We start from the raw sequence: 13,864 nt of genomic DNA, 5'->3' as shown, positions 1-13,864 counted from the left end.
ATTCACATTGCCGAAACCGTGCTGTATATCGCACAATAACCCCAGATTTCACAGCAAAGATCCTCATGATGAGCAAATCATTACAAAAACCCACGATTTTGAAAGTGGAAACCGTCGCACAATCCCGACTCTTTAAAGTCGAAAGCGTGGACCTTGAGTTCAGCAACGGCGTACGTCGTGTTTATGAGCGTATGCGCCCATCCACGCGCGAAGCGGTAATGATTGTGCCGATTGTGGATGACCACCTGATCCTCATTCGCGAATATGCGGTCGGAACCGAATCCTACGAGCTTGGTTTTTCCAAAGGGTTAATCGATCCGGGTGAAAGCGTGTTTGAAGCGGCTAACCGGGAACTGAAAGAAGAAGTGGGATACGGTGCGAAGGACCTGACGTTTTTGAAAAAACTCAGCATGGCACCTTCCTATTTCTCCAGCAAGATGAATATTGTGGTCGCAGAGGATCTTTATCCTGAGTCGCTGGAAGGTGATGAACCTGAGCCATTGCCACAGGTGCGCTGGCCGCTGGCGCATTTGATGGATCTGTTAGAAGACCCTGACTTCCACGAAGCGCGTAATGTCAGCGCGCTGTTCCTGGTTCGTGAATGGCTGAAAGGGCAAGGGCGATTGTAGTTTATGTTGCCGAATGTCGGCTGACGCCTTATCCGACCTACAACATCCAGCAATATCAAATGATTGCGCCGAAAATGTAGGCCGGATAAGCGAAACGTCATCCGGCAAAAGATTAGAACAACTCGTGCGTCTCACCATTATCGATAATGGTTGTCCCCACCTCATGTACCGCCTGTTGCGTTGGCTGAGTACCTTCAATGAAATACTCCGCACGGCTGTTACCACCGTTCGCCAGTTGGCCGGTGCTACGATCGATATTGACTGTAACGATACCCGGTGGTGGCGTCAGCGGCTGCTCAGGAACACCTTCTAATACACTCTTCATGTAGGCGTCCCACGCAGGTTGTGCACTCTTCGCACCGCCCTCGTAGCCGGAGATTTGGTCTTTGATCGCGCCGGATGCCGTCGTATGTCCGAGATCGCGACGATGATCATCAAACCCGATCCATACCGAGGTCACTACTCCTGGGCCATAGCCGGAGAACCATGCATCTTTCGAGCTGTTAGTGGTCCCGGTTTTCCCGCCGATGTCATGGCGCTGTAAATCACGTCCTGCACGCCAGCCGGTTCCCATCCAGCCTGGTTCACCAAAGATATTGGTGTTCAACGCGCTCTTGATCAGGAAGGCCAGCGGCGTGTTGATGACGTGTGGTGCGTATTCTTGCGTTCCGCTTTGTGCGACCAGCGCCTGGTTAGCTTGTTCCAGCTGTGGCATGGGCACGGCGGCATTTTGTTGTTCCTGGGATACCGCAACATCTTCGACGTTACTGTTTTCCAGTACATTAGACTTCTGCGTATCGCCATAAATCACCGGGATATCACATTCCGGGCAGGCAATTTTTGGCTTCGCCTCAAAGATAACGCCACCCATATCGCTTTCAATCTTACTGATGAAATACGGGTCGACCAGGAATCCACCGTTCGCCATTACCGCGTAACCGCGAGCAACCTGCAGCGGAGTGAACGAGGCTGAACCCAGCGCCAGTGATTCAGTATGCACAATGTTCTGTGCCGGGAAACCGAAACGTTGCAGATACTCTGCCGCGTAATCCACACCCATTGCGCGCATGGCACGAACCATCACCACGTTTTTTGACTGACCCAGCCCCTGACGTAAGCGGATAGGGCCAGCATATTGCGGCGGTGAGTTTTTCGGCTGCCAGTCAGAACCTGCACCGGCATCCCAACGGGATATTGGTACGTCATTCAACATACTTGCTAGCGTCAGGCCTTTATCCATCGCGGCGGTATAGAGGAAGGGTTTGATGTTCGAACCCACCTGGCGTAATGCCTGGGTCGCACGGTTAAATTTGCTCTGGTTGAAATCAAAACCACCCACCAGTGCCAGCACTGCGCCGTTTTGCGGGTTAATCGAAACCAGTGCGGAGTTAACGTCCGGCACTTGCGCCAGCCACCAGGCGTCGCCAACCTGGCGTACCCAGATTTGCTGACCGGCCTGAACCACATCAGTTACTTTACGCGGCGTCGGGCCTTGCTGTGTATCGGAACGATAAGGACGCGCCCAGCGCATACCTTCCATACGTAATGACACCGATGTTCCATCCGCCAACGCTGCGGTCGCTTCCTGTGGGTTGGCGCTGGTGACAACCGCGGGCAGCAGTGGGCCATAGGTTGGTAGCGCTTTCAGCGTATCGGTGATTTTCTTGCTATCCCAACTGGCTTCGCCGACTTTCCACAGCACGTTTGATGGGCCGCGGTAGCCGTGGCGCATGTCGTAATCCATGACGTTGTTACGTACCGCCTGCTGGGCGGCCTGCTGGACTTTGCGCGTAATGGTAGTGGTGATGCGATACCCGTCTTCATAGGCTTTTTCACCATAACGGTTATACATCTCCTGGCGTACCATCTCAGACAGATAAGGGGCTGAGAAAGCGATTTCCGGCGCGTGATAGTTGGCATCGATCGCTTCACTACGCGCCTGATCGTACTGGGCCTGAGTGATGTAGTTTTCGCTCAACATACGCGACAGTACAACGTTACGGCGCGCGGTTGCCCGGTCCATCGAATAGAGCGGGTTGAAGGTTGACGGCGCTTTTGGCAGACCGGCGATCACCGCGATTTCGCTTAAACTGAGTTGATCAACGGTCTTCCCGAAATAGACCTGCGCGGCAGCACCCACGCCGTAGGCGCGATACCCCAGATAGATCTTGTTCAGATAAAGCTCGAGGATCTCGTCTTTACTCAGCAATTGCTCAATACGGATAGCCAGGAACACTTCTTTAATCTTACGCATCAGCGTACGTTCCGGACTCAGGAAGAAGTTTCTTGCCAACTGCTGGGTAATGGTACTTGCCCCTTGTGAGGCATGGCCGGAGAACAACGCGACGCTGGCCGCACGGAAGATCCCCACCGGGTCCACCCCGTGGTGCTCATAGAAGCGGCTGTCTTCTGTAGCGATAAAGGCTTTAACCATTACCGGCGGCATTTGATCCAGCGTGACCGGAATTCGACGTTTCTCGCCATATTGCGCGATGAGTTCGCCGTCAGCGCTGTAAACCTGCATAGGGATCTGCAGACGCACATCTTTTAGCGTCGCAACGTCAGGTAATTGTGGCTCGATATAGCGATAGAGGCCATAGATCGAGCCTGCTCCCAGCAGGATGCAACATACTGCAAGGATTAATAAATACTTTACGAACTTCACTGGAGATTTCCCATTTAGTGGCATTTGGGCAGTTTATAAACAAACGCGCGGTAGTATAAAGGCAAGCCAGACGCATTGATATACCCGTTGAAGCAACGGGTGATAAGGAGATCATCAGCAATGGCTTTTCGTATATGGAAAATTGGTCTGCATATTCAGCAACATGACGTGTTGGCTGTCGCTATCGTTCGTGACGCGTCCGGTTGGGTCCTACAACGCTGGTGGCGTATGCCGCTGGCACATCAGGTTGTCGTCGATGGCCACATTCGTGAGCCGGAACAGCTCGCTGCGGTGCTCCTGCCGTGGAGCCGTGAGCTACCGCACAGGCACCATATTCACCTTTCTTTTCCTGCCAACAGGACGTTACAAAAAAAGTTACCCCGTCCGGCAATGATCCTGCGCGAACCAGAGCAAACGGCATGGTTGTCTGGGGCGATGGCTCGTGAACTGGATATGGAGCCGGATGCGCTGCAGTTTGATTATAGCGAAGACGCACTAAGCCCGGCATTCAACGTGACTGCGGCACAAAGCAAAGAAATATCGGCACTCCTGACACTGATGCATCCCCTGAAAGTACAGGTTACGGCCATTACGCCGGATGCCAGCGCCTTGCAGCGATTAATGCCTTATTTACCCAAGTATCAATCATGTCTGGCATGGCGCGATGATACCCAATGGCTCTGGGCGAGCCGCACGGCATGGGGACGTAAATCGACGGGGGAAATTGACGATATCGGCGCGCTTGCCGCGGCATTATCTCTTTACCCTGCGGATATTGCGCTATGTGACACCGGTGGCTTTGATCCCTTAAATGCGGTGTCCGTCCGCCAGCCACCGATTCCTACGGAAAGCCACAACTTTGCTGTTGCGCTTGGGCTGGCGATGGGAGGTGTGTACTGATGACGGCGACCATCAATCTTTTGCCCTGGCGTCAGTCGCGGCGGTATGCCTGTCTGCAATGGTGGGGAGCGTTATTGAGTGGATCTTTACTGGCTATTGTGGGTATCGCATTGGGTTATTACGCGCTTTCTCGCGTAGATAATCGGGTCGAATTACTGTTGTCAGAAGCCGAAAAAACGCGGGCTGAAGCTCTGATAGCGCTCAAACCGCACCTGCAACAGCGACAACAACAATGGCAGCAGGCGCAACAAAGAGAAAAACGGCGTGAACAGATGCGAAGCTGGCAGTCTGTTTTACAAGGGGTGGCGGAGCTGCTGCCAGAACAGGCGTGGTTAACAGGAATGACCTGGCAGCAGGATACGCTGGCGCTGACAGGGCTGACGCTGAACATTACCGCACTGCAGAGACTGGAGACGCAACTACGCAAACACCCCAGGTTTCAATTGGCAAGCTCAGGGGAAACGCGACAAGATTCGCAGGGACGCTGGCAGTTTCACTATCGTCTGATACGGAGCGTTATGCATGCAGGCGCTTTGTGATGGCTGGTTAGCACAGACGCCGAGGTTTCGACTGTTGTGCTGGGGCGGCTGGATGTTGGTCCTGATCACGGCTGCGCTGCTGTGCCTTTATCCTGCAGAGCAGCAACGGAAGGCGCAGCAGGCAGCATTAGACCACCAACGCGTGGCGATTCAAGATCAATGGCGCAATTTGTATCTGTTGGCGTCATCGGTTGGGAAACCCTTTTCCCCCACTGAAGCGAGGCCAGTTCCTTTTTCCCCATTGCTATATCAAACCTCTCTTACACGTCTGATCCACTGGCAGCCCTCCGCACGGGGAGGTGAACTGGCGCTGAAAACTGCGTGGGATGCGGTCCCACAGGTGTTTGCCCAACTGGCGGAACAGGGGATGAGTACGAGTCAGTTTTCTCTTCGTGCAGAAGATGCTGATGTGTTGTTGACGATACAGCTGGAGCGTCGGAATGATGACTAAGCGCTGGCTGTTCGCATGTTTTAGCGTGCTGCTGCTGACCGGCATGCGCAATCCCTTTCAGCCGCCAGAGGATCACTGCCGGATGGCTGAGTTGTCGGCATGGCGTTATCAGGGGGCGGTGATCCAGGGAGGACGCTCAATTGGTTTTATTCGGGATGGTCAACACAAATGGTGGAGGGTCGAGCAGCGAGATGTTTTGAATAACATCTGGAGGGTATCTCAGGTGACAGCCCAAAGCGTAACTATCGACACAGGGAGCGATTGTGAGCCATCACAGTGGCAGTGGCAACGACAAGGAGAGGCGAATGAAGCGGTGGATAGTCATCGTGCTGATGACCGTAATACCCAGCGTGCTGGCCGGGAAGGTACAAAACGTGACGCTGGTGGTGGATGATGTTCCCGTTGTCCAGGTGCTGCAGGCGCTGGCGGTGCAGGAGAAGAAAAATCTGGTGGTGTCACCGGATGTCAGTGGCGTGCTGTCATTGCATCTGACGGATGTGCCGTGGAAACAGGCATTGCAGACGGTGGTCAAAAGCGCCGGACTGGTGTTACGCCAGGAGGGAAACATCCTGCATGTGCATACTGTACGCTGGCAAAACGAAAATGCAGCCCGCCAGGAGAGTGAACAAGCGCGGATTCAGGCCGGTTTGCCGCTGGAACATCGCAGCATAATTTTGCAATACGCGGATGCCACTGAGCTGGCAAAAGCCGGTGAAAAACTGCTGAGTGCTAAAGGAAGTATAACGGTCGATAAACGTACCAACCGCCTACTGCTGCGAGACAACCCTGTTGCGCTAAACATACTGGAACAGTGGGTGGCGCAAATGGACTTGCCCGTTGAGCAGGTCGAACTGGCGGCGCACATCGTCACGATTAATGAAAAAAGTTTGCGTGAGCTGGGGGTGAAGTGGTCGCTGGCAGATGCGCAGCAGCCAGGGGCGGTGGGGAATGTCACCACGCTGACCAGCGATCTTTCCGTGTCTACTGCAACATCGCGGGTGGGATTTAATATTGGCCGCATTAATGGTCGTTTGCTGGAGCTTGAGTTGTCTGCACTGGAGCAAAAACAGCAGCTCGATATTATTGCCAGTCCTCGATTACTGGCTTCTCATCTGCAACCTGCCAGTATTAAGCAGGGCAGTGAAATCCCGTATCAGGTCTCCAGCGGTGAAAGCGGCGCAACGTCCGTCGAATTTAAAGAAGCGGTGCTGGGGATGGAAGTAACGCCAACCGTGCTGCAGAAAGGGCGGATCAGACTGAAACTGCATATTAGCCAGAATGTTCCCGGACAGGTGCTGCAGCAAGCGGATGGCGAAGTGCTGGCCATTGATAAGCAGGAAATTGAAACCCTGGTGGAGGTTAAGAGCGGTGAAACGATCGCGCTGGGCGGGATTTTTTCACATAAAAATAAATCAGCAGCTGACAGTGTGCCGTTACTCGGTGACATTCCGTTGCTCGGCCATTTTTTTCGTCATGATGGTAAAGAAGATGAGCGGCGTGAGTTAGTGGTTTTTATCACGCCCAGACTGGTCCCAACAGAATAACTTATGCATGAAAACCCGTTGTTTTTGCGCTGAACACGTTTCAGGGATTTGACGTGCGGGTGTATTTAGCATACAAGGAGTACCGATTTGAGTGTCGGGACTTTTCTTTACTTATGCAGCAGTGAATACGCTTCGCCTTTCCGGTGGTGTGTCATAGGCTTATTTGGCGTCATTTGGCTACACGACACGTCGTCAGGCCAGATGTTTGCAGGGTAGCATGCCTGCCACGACCAGAAATGCGTAAGGTTTGGTGATTTATTCAGTTGCCAAACCCGCTTGAGTATTGAGATAATTTTCAGTCTGACTCTCGCAATATCTTATGAGGTTTCAGTTCATGTCCTGCTGCGCTGGGTGTCTGCGAAGCGGGTTTACCATTAACGAATAGTCTTAGTAGTACCGAAAAAATGGCAGAGAAACGCAATATCTTTCTGGTTGGGCCTATGGGTGCCGGAAAAAGCACTATTGGGCGCCAGTTAGCTCAACAACTCAATATGGAATTTTACGATTCTGATCAAGAGATTGAGAAACGAACCGGAGCTGATGTGGGCTGGGTCTTCGATGTAGAAGGTGAAGACGGCTTCCGTGATCGCGAAGAAAAAGTCATCAACGAGTTGACGGAAAAACAGGGTATTGTGCTGGCAACTGGCGGTGGCTCTGTTAAATCACGTGAAACACGTAACCGTCTTTCCGCGCGTGGCGTCGTGGTCTATCTTGAAACGACAATTGAAAAACAACTTGCACGTACTCAACGTGACAAGAAGCGCCCGCTGCTGCAGGTAGAATCGCCGCCGCGTGAAGTTCTGGAAGCATTGGCTGACGAACGCAACCCTCTGTATGAAGAGATTGCCGACGTGACCATTCGCACCGACGATCAGAGCGCGAAAGTCGTAGCAAACCAGATTATTCATATGTTGGAAAGCAACTAATTCTGGCTGAATACACACTCGTCTGCGGGTACAAGTAACTAAGGTGGATGTCGCGTAATGGAGAGGATTACAGTCACTCTCGGGGAACGTAGTTACCCTATCACCATCGCGGCTGGTTTGTTTAATGAGCCAGCTTCATTCTTACCGCTGAAATCGGGCGATCAGGTTATGTTGGTAACCAACGAAACCCTGGCTCCCCTTTATCTCGATAAGGTTCGCGGCGTACTTGAACAGGCGGGTGTTAACGTTGATAGCGTTATCCTTCCCGATGGCGAGCAGTATAAAAGCCTGACGGTTCTGGATACGGTCTTCACTGCGTTACTGCAAAAACCGCATGGTCGCGATACCACGCTGGTCGCACTTGGCGGCGGCGTGATTGGCGATCTTACCGGTTTTGCAGCAGCCAGCTATCAGCGTGGTGTGCGTTTTATTCAAGTCCCGACAACGCTGTTGTCGCAGGTTGACTCCTCCGTAGGCGGTAAAACCGCCGTAAACCATCCCCTCGGTAAAAACATGATTGGCGCGTTTTACCAACCGGCTTCCGTGGTGGTGGATCTCGACTGTCTGAAAACGCTTCCTGCGCGTGAATTGGCATCGGGCCTGGCGGAAGTGATCAAATACGGCATCATCCTTGACGGTGAATTTTTCAGCTGGCTGGAAGAAAATCTGGACGCATTATTACGTCTGGATGGTCCGGCAATGGCGTACTGTATTCGCCGTTGTTGTGAGCTGAAAGCAGAAGTTGTCGCAGCAGACGAGCGCGAAATGGGCTTACGTGCTTTACTGAATCTGGGACACACGTTTGGCCATGCTATCGAAGCTGAAATGGGTTATGGCAATTGGTTACATGGTGAAGCCGTCGCAGCAGGTATGGTAATGGCTGCCCGCACGTCAGAACGTTTGGGTCAGTTTACCTCCGCTGAAACGCAGCGCATTATTACGTTGTTGCAGCGCGCAGGTTTACCGGTGAATGGGCCGCGTGAAATGTCTACACAGGCTTATTTGCCGCACATGCTGCGAGATAAAAAAGTGTTGGCGGGAGAGATTCGTTTAGTGCTTCCGCGGGCAATAGGGAAGAGTGAAGTGCGCGGCGGAGTGTCGCACGAGGTGGTTCTTAACGCGATTGCTGATTGCCAGCAGGCGTAACAACAAGAAAGGTCAGGCTTGCGTTGTAAAGCGTAAGTCTTTTAGCTTCAGGTTATGTGCAAAGTCGTATGCATTAACCTTTGAGTGGGGTGTTAAATGGATGAATTCAAACCAGAAGACGAGCTGAAACCCGATCCCAGCGATCGTCGTACTGGTCGTTCTCGTCAATCGTCTGAACGCGATAATGAGCCGCAAATCAATTTTGATGATGTTGATCTGGATGCCGACGATCGCCGTCCTGCGCGGGCACGTAAAGAGCGTGACGAAGAGCAGGACATTGAAGAAGACTATGAATCTGATGACGATGTTGTGGATGAAGAACGTGTAGAACGTCGCCCACGCAAGCGTAAAAAAGCGGTCAGTAAACCAGCCTCCCGCCAGTACATTATGATGGGTGTGGGTGTTCTGGTGCTGCTACTGCTGATTGTCGGTATCGGTTCCGCACTGAAGGCCCCCTCATCTTCCTCTTCCAGTGAGCAGGCTGCGTCTGGTGAGAAGAGCATCGATCTTTCTGGCAGCAATGCGACGGAACAGACGAACACCACAATGCCTGCGACGGGTGCTGAGCAGACCGCTGGGAATACGCAGCAGGATGTTTCTCTGCCGCCGATTTCCTCTACCCCAACTCAAGGCCAGGCACCTGCCACAGCAGAAGGTCAGCAGCGCGTTGAAGTTCAGGGCGATCTGAACAATGCGCTGACGCAGCCGCAAGGTCAGGCACAGGTTAACAACGTCGTCGTCAACTCTACGCTGCCAACCGAACCCGCTACCGTAGCACCCGTTCGCAATGGCAATGCAGGGCGTCAGACGGCGAAGACTGAGCCAACAGAACGTACTGCAACTGCGCATCAGGAACGCAAACAGGCTGTTATTGAGCCGAAGAGCAAGCCGCAGACCACGGTAAAAGCGACGCCGGCAGAGCCAAAACCTGTCGCTCAGGCGAAACCGACTGTGACCGCGACCGCGCCGACGACAACAACGAAAGCGCCAGTGGTAACCGCGACACCTAAAGCGTCAACTGAGCCAAAAGCAACGGCAAGCACCGCGCCAGCTCAGCAGACAGCAACACCTGCACCAACGACAGCAACACCGGTTGCGGGTGGGGCGAAAAGTGCAGGGAACGTTGGCGCGTTAAAATCAGCGCCATCCAGTCACTACACGCTGCAGCTCAGCAGTTCCTCTAACTACGACAACCTGAATGGTTGGGCGAAGAAAGAGAACCTGAAGAACTACGTGGTGTACCAGACGACGCGTAACGGTCAACCGTGGTATGTTCTGGTGACGGGCGTGTATGCGTCTAAAGAAGATGCGAAACGTGCAGTGTCTACGTTACCCGCCGACATTCAGGCGAAAAACCCGTGGGCAAAACCGCTGCACCAGGTTCAGGCCGATTTGAAGTAAGATAGGATATGTTCTGCAATGGTTTGCTGTTTCGCCCAATTGCGGGACAAAGACTAAAGCGCAGGATGCTGTCGGAGCTTTCTCCACAGCCGGAGAAGGTGTAATTAGTTAGTCAGCATGAAAAAAAATCGCGCTTTTTTGAAATGGGCAGGGGGGAAATACCCCCTGCTTGATGATATCAAACGGCATTTACCTCAGGGTGAGTGCCTGATTGAACCCTTCGTGGGTGCCGGGTCGGTGTTTCTCAACACCGACTTTTCTCGTTATATTCTTGCCGATATCAACAGCGACCTTATCAGTCTCTATAACATCGTGAAGACGCGTACCGATGAGTATGTGCAGGCTTCACGTGAGCTGTTTATGCCTGAAACGAATCAGGCTGAGGTGTACTACCAGTTCCGGGAAGAATTTAATGCCTGCCAGGACCCGTTCCGACGTGCAGTGCTGTTCTTATATCTCAACCGTTTTGGCTATAACGGGTTATGCCGTTATAACCTGCGCGGTGAGTTTAACGTCCCCTTTGGTCGTTATAAAAAGCCCTACTTCCCGGAAGCCGAGTTGTACCATTTTGCCGAAAAAGCGCAAAATGCAGAGTTCCATTGCCTCTCCTATGAAGAGTGCATGGATCGCGCGGATACCAACTCTGTGGTCTACTGTGACCCGCCCTATGCACCGCTCTCGGCGACGGCAAATTTCACCGCGTATCATACCAACAGCTTTAGCCCGAAAGAGCAGGCGCATCTGGCCGAGATGGCAGAAAAGCTGGTCAGTAAGCAGATCCCGGTGTTAATTTCGAATCATGACACGCCGGATACCCGTGAATGGTATCGAGCGGCGAAACATTTTCAGGTCAAAGTGCGGCGCAGTATAAGCAGCAACGGCGGCACACGTAAAAAGGTGAACGAACTGCTGGCGCTATACAAACCAGGAGTCGCAACGCCTGCGAAAAAATAATTCTCAAGGAGAAGCGGATGAAACAGTATTTGATTGCCCCCTCAATTCTGTCGGCTGATTTTGCCCGCCTGGGTGAGGACACCGCGAAAGCGCTGACCGCGGGTGCTGATGTCGTTCACTTCGACGTCATGGACAACCACTACGTGCCAAACCTGACCATCGGCCCGATGGTACTGAAATCGCTGCGTAAATATGGGATCACCGCTCCGATTGATGTTCATCTGATGGTGAAGCCAGTTGATCGAATTGTCCCTGACTTCGCAGCGGCCGGTGCCAGCATCATTACTTTTCATCCGGAAGCCTCCGAACACGTCGATCGCACTTTGCAGCTGATCAAAGAGCATGGCTGTAAAGCGGGGCTGGTGTTCAACCCGGCCACTCCGCTGAGCTATCTGGACTATGTCATGGATAAGCTGGATGTGATCCTGCTGATGTCTGTAAACCCAGGTTTTGGTGGACAGTCCTTTATCCCGCAAACGCTGGATAAGCTGCGTGAAGTACGTCGTCGTATTGATGAGTCTGGCTATGACATTCGTCTGGAAGTGGATGGCGGCGTCAAGGTGAACAACATTGGTGAAATTGCGGCTGCCGGTGCGGATATGTTTGTCGCCGGCTCTGCTATTTTCGACCAACCAGACTACAAAAAAGTCATTGATGAAATGCGCAATGAACTGGCGAAGGTAAGTCATGGATAAATTTCAGGACATTCGGGGCGTAGCATTTGACCTCGACGGCACGCTGGTTGATAGCGCGCCGGGATTAGCCGCTGCGGTCGATATGGCGCTGTATGCGCTGGAGCTACCGGTGGCGGGTGAAGAGCGTGTCATTACCTGGATTGGTAATGGTGCCGATGTGTTGATGGAGCGTGCGCTTGCCTGGTCTCGTCAGGAGCGTGCGACCTTACGTAAAACGATGGGCAAACCGCCTGTTGATGATGATATTCCCGCTGCGGAACAGGTGCGAATTCTGCGCAAGCTGTTCGACAGATATTACGGCGATGTCGCCGAAGAGGGGACGTTCCTGTTCCCTGATGTCGCCGACACGTTGGGCGCACTGCATGCCAACGGATTGCCGCTGGGTCTGGTGACCAATAAACCGACCCCGTTTGTCGCGCCGTTACTTGATGCGCTGGATATTGCCAAATACTTTAGCGTGGTCATTGGTGGTGATGATGTACAGAACAAAAAACCGCATCCGGACCCGTTGCTGTTGGTGGCAAGCAAGCTTGGCATCAAGCCTGAGCAAATGCTCTTCGTCGGGGATTCACGTAATGATATTCAGGCGGCAAAAGCTGCTGGCTGCCCATCCGTTGGCCTGACCTATGGCTACAACTACGGTGAGTCAATTGCGCTGAGCCAGCCCGACGTTATTTACGACCGTATTAATGAACTACTGCCCGCTCTCGGGCTTCCGCATAGCGAAAATCAGGAATCAAAAAATGACTAAGCCCATCGTTTTTAGTGGCGCACAGCCCTCAGGTGAATTGACCATTGGCAACTATATGGGTGCGCTGCGTCAGTGGGTGAGCATGCAGGATGACTACCATTGCATCTATTGCATCGTTGACCAACATGCTATCACCGTTCGTCAGGATGCCCAGCAACTACGTAAAGCCACGCTGGATACGCTGGCGCTGTACCTGGCGTGTGGCATCGATCCTGAAAAAAGCACCATCTTCGTACAGTCGCACGTGCCGGAACATGCACAGTTAGGCTGGGCACTGAACTGCTACACCTATTTCGGTGAACTGAGCCGTATGACCCAGTTCAAAGATAAATCCGCACGTTATGCAGAGAACATCAACGCCGGGCTGTTTGATTACCCGGTGCTGATGGCGGCGGATATTCTGTTGTATCAGACCAACCAGGTACCGGTTGGTGAAGATCAGAAACAGCATCTGGAACTGAGCCGCGATATCGCCCAACGCTTTAACGCCCTGTATGGCGACATCTTCAAAGTGCCTGAGCCGTTCATTCCTAAATCCGGCGCGCGCGTGATGTCGTTGCTGGAGCCGACGAAGAAAATGTCCAAGTCGGATGACAACCGCAATAACGTGATCGGCCTGCTGGAAGATCCGAAATCAGTGGTTAAGAAAATCAAACGTGCAATGACCGACTCTGATGAGCCGCCGGTTGTGCGCTACGACGTGCAGAATAAAGCGGGTGTTTCCAACCTGCTGGATATCCTCTCTGCCGTTACTGGCCAGAGCATTCCAGAACTGGAACAGCACTTTGAAGGCAAAATGTATGGTCATCTGAAGGGGGAAGTCGCAGAAGCCGTCTCCGGCATGCTGACCGAACTCCAGGAGCGCTATCACCGTTTCCGTAACGATGAAGCCTTCCTGCAGAAAGTGATGAAAGAGGGTGCGGAAAAAGCCAGTGCGCGTGCCTCTGTTACGCTGAAAGCTGTGTATGAAGCTATTGGCTTTGTTGCCAAGCCGTAATGCTTTCTGCGTTGCCGAAAAAACCGGGAATTTCCCGGTTTTTTTGTATCTGCGCAAAGAGATTTATTGATTATTCAGCCGCTGCGCCGCAACCGCCAATCATTTTAGAAATCGAGATTGCCGGGTGCAGCAGGTAATCATACGAGCAGGTTTTATTACGGTTTTCAACATGACCCGTACAAGCGGTCAGCGTGGCCAGAATCCCTGCCACAACGGCAATTTTTGCAATCTTAAGCATAACGAAATCCTTGTAGATATAACTATTT

General features: G+C 52.7%; 15 protein-coding genes. 13 read left to right on the top strand and 2 right to left on the bottom strand.

Annotation, left to right across the window (positions count from 1 at the left end; genetic code table 11):
- Window positions 1-68 precede the first annotated feature (68 nt).
- The gene (gene nudE, locus NNO08_RS01260) at window positions 69-629 is read left to right on the top strand and encodes an ADP compounds hydrolase NudE (protein WP_115602375.1); all 561 of its coding nucleotides are present in this window, start codon (window positions 69-71) and stop codon (window positions 627-629) included.
- A 112-nt stretch (window positions 630-741) separates the two neighbouring features.
- Here the strand turns inward: nudE and mrcA are convergent, their stop codons facing one another.
- Window positions 742-3,294 (bottom strand): peptidoglycan glycosyltransferase/peptidoglycan DD-transpeptidase MrcA, encoded by a 2,553-nt coding sequence (gene mrcA / locus NNO08_RS01255; RefSeq protein WP_271441396.1) that lies wholly within the window; start codon window positions 3,292-3,294, stop codon window positions 742-744.
- Between the two features lie 120 nt (window positions 3,295-3,414).
- On the opposite strand from mrcA, the gene NNO08_RS01250 reads away from it, so the two are divergent.
- The 12 genes from NNO08_RS01250 (at window position 3,415) to trpS (ending at window position 13,598) form a co-directional block, all read left to right on the top strand.
- Window positions 3,415-4,194, top strand: coding sequence for a DNA utilization protein HofM (locus NNO08_RS01250; protein ID WP_271456018.1), 780 nt, complete (start codon window positions 3,415-3,417; stop codon window positions 4,192-4,194).
- Window positions 4,194-4,733 (top strand): PilN domain-containing protein, encoded by a 540-nt coding sequence (locus NNO08_RS01245; RefSeq protein ID WP_271456017.1) that lies wholly within the window; start codon window positions 4,194-4,196, stop codon window positions 4,731-4,733. The genes NNO08_RS01250 and NNO08_RS01245 overlap by 1 nt, the downstream gene beginning before the upstream one ends.
- Window positions 4,717-5,184: a HofO family protein gene (locus tag NNO08_RS01240; RefSeq protein WP_271456016.1), complete on the top strand. Its 468-nt coding sequence runs from the start codon at window positions 4,717-4,719 to the stop codon at window positions 5,182-5,184. Before NNO08_RS01245 ends, NNO08_RS01240 begins: the two co-directional genes overlap by 17 nt.
- Window positions 5,174-5,578, top strand: a complete 405-nt coding sequence (locus tag NNO08_RS01235) for a HofP DNA utilization family protein (protein WP_271448658.1) — start codon at window positions 5,174-5,176, stop codon at window positions 5,576-5,578. The genes NNO08_RS01240 and NNO08_RS01235 overlap by 11 nt, the downstream gene beginning before the upstream one ends.
- Window positions 5,490-6,728 (top strand): DNA uptake porin HofQ, encoded by a 1,239-nt coding sequence (hofQ, locus tag NNO08_RS01230; protein ID WP_271456015.1) that lies wholly within the window; start codon window positions 5,490-5,492, stop codon window positions 6,726-6,728. Before NNO08_RS01235 ends, hofQ begins: the two co-directional genes overlap by 89 nt.
- 404 nt (window positions 6,729-7,132) lie before the next feature.
- Window positions 7,133-7,654, top strand: coding sequence for a shikimate kinase AroK (gene aroK, locus NNO08_RS01225; RefSeq protein ID WP_003023552.1), 522 nt, complete (start codon window positions 7,133-7,135; stop codon window positions 7,652-7,654).
- A 57-nt stretch (window positions 7,655-7,711) separates the two neighbouring features.
- Entirely contained in the window at window positions 7,712-8,800 is a 1,089-nt protein-coding gene (gene aroB / locus NNO08_RS01220) for a 3-dehydroquinate synthase (RefSeq protein ID WP_271441402.1), read from the top strand.
- A 96-nt stretch (window positions 8,801-8,896) separates the two neighbouring features.
- Entirely contained in the window at window positions 8,897-10,201 is a 1,305-nt protein-coding gene (gene damX / locus NNO08_RS01215) for a cell division protein DamX (RefSeq protein ID WP_271456014.1), read from the top strand.
- A 117-nt stretch (window positions 10,202-10,318) separates the two neighbouring features.
- Complete coding sequence (dam, locus tag NNO08_RS01210; protein ID WP_137361508.1) at window positions 10,319-11,155, top strand: adenine-specific DNA-methyltransferase; 837 nt, start codon at window positions 10,319-10,321, stop codon at window positions 11,153-11,155.
- 17 nt (window positions 11,156-11,172) lie between these two features.
- A complete protein-coding gene (gene rpe / locus NNO08_RS01205; protein WP_040231743.1) occupies window positions 11,173-11,850 on the top strand; it encodes a ribulose-phosphate 3-epimerase in 678 nt (225 codons plus the stop codon).
- A complete protein-coding gene (gene gph, locus NNO08_RS01200) occupies window positions 11,843-12,601 on the top strand; it encodes a phosphoglycolate phosphatase (protein WP_271454323.1) in 759 nt (252 codons plus the stop codon). Before rpe ends, gph begins: the two co-directional genes overlap by 8 nt.
- Window positions 12,594-13,598 (top strand): tryptophan--tRNA ligase, encoded by a 1,005-nt coding sequence (trpS, locus tag NNO08_RS01195; RefSeq protein ID WP_271456013.1) that lies wholly within the window; start codon window positions 12,594-12,596, stop codon window positions 13,596-13,598. Before gph ends, trpS begins: the two co-directional genes overlap by 8 nt.
- Window positions 13,599-13,668: 70 nt before the next feature.
- On the opposite strand, the gene NNO08_RS01190 is transcribed toward trpS, so the two are convergent.
- Complete coding sequence (locus NNO08_RS01190; protein WP_271441406.1) at window positions 13,669-13,836, bottom strand: YhfL family protein; 168 nt, start codon at window positions 13,834-13,836, stop codon at window positions 13,669-13,671.
- Window positions 13,837-13,864 lie beyond the last annotated feature (28 nt).

This window comes from Citrobacter sp. Igbk 17, from assembly GCF_028069775.1.
In the GTDB taxonomy this organism is placed as follows: Bacteria; Pseudomonadota; Gammaproteobacteria; order Enterobacterales; family Enterobacteriaceae; genus Citrobacter.
Note: the sequence above shows the minus strand (reverse complement) of the source record. Positions and strands in the feature narration are given on the sequence as shown.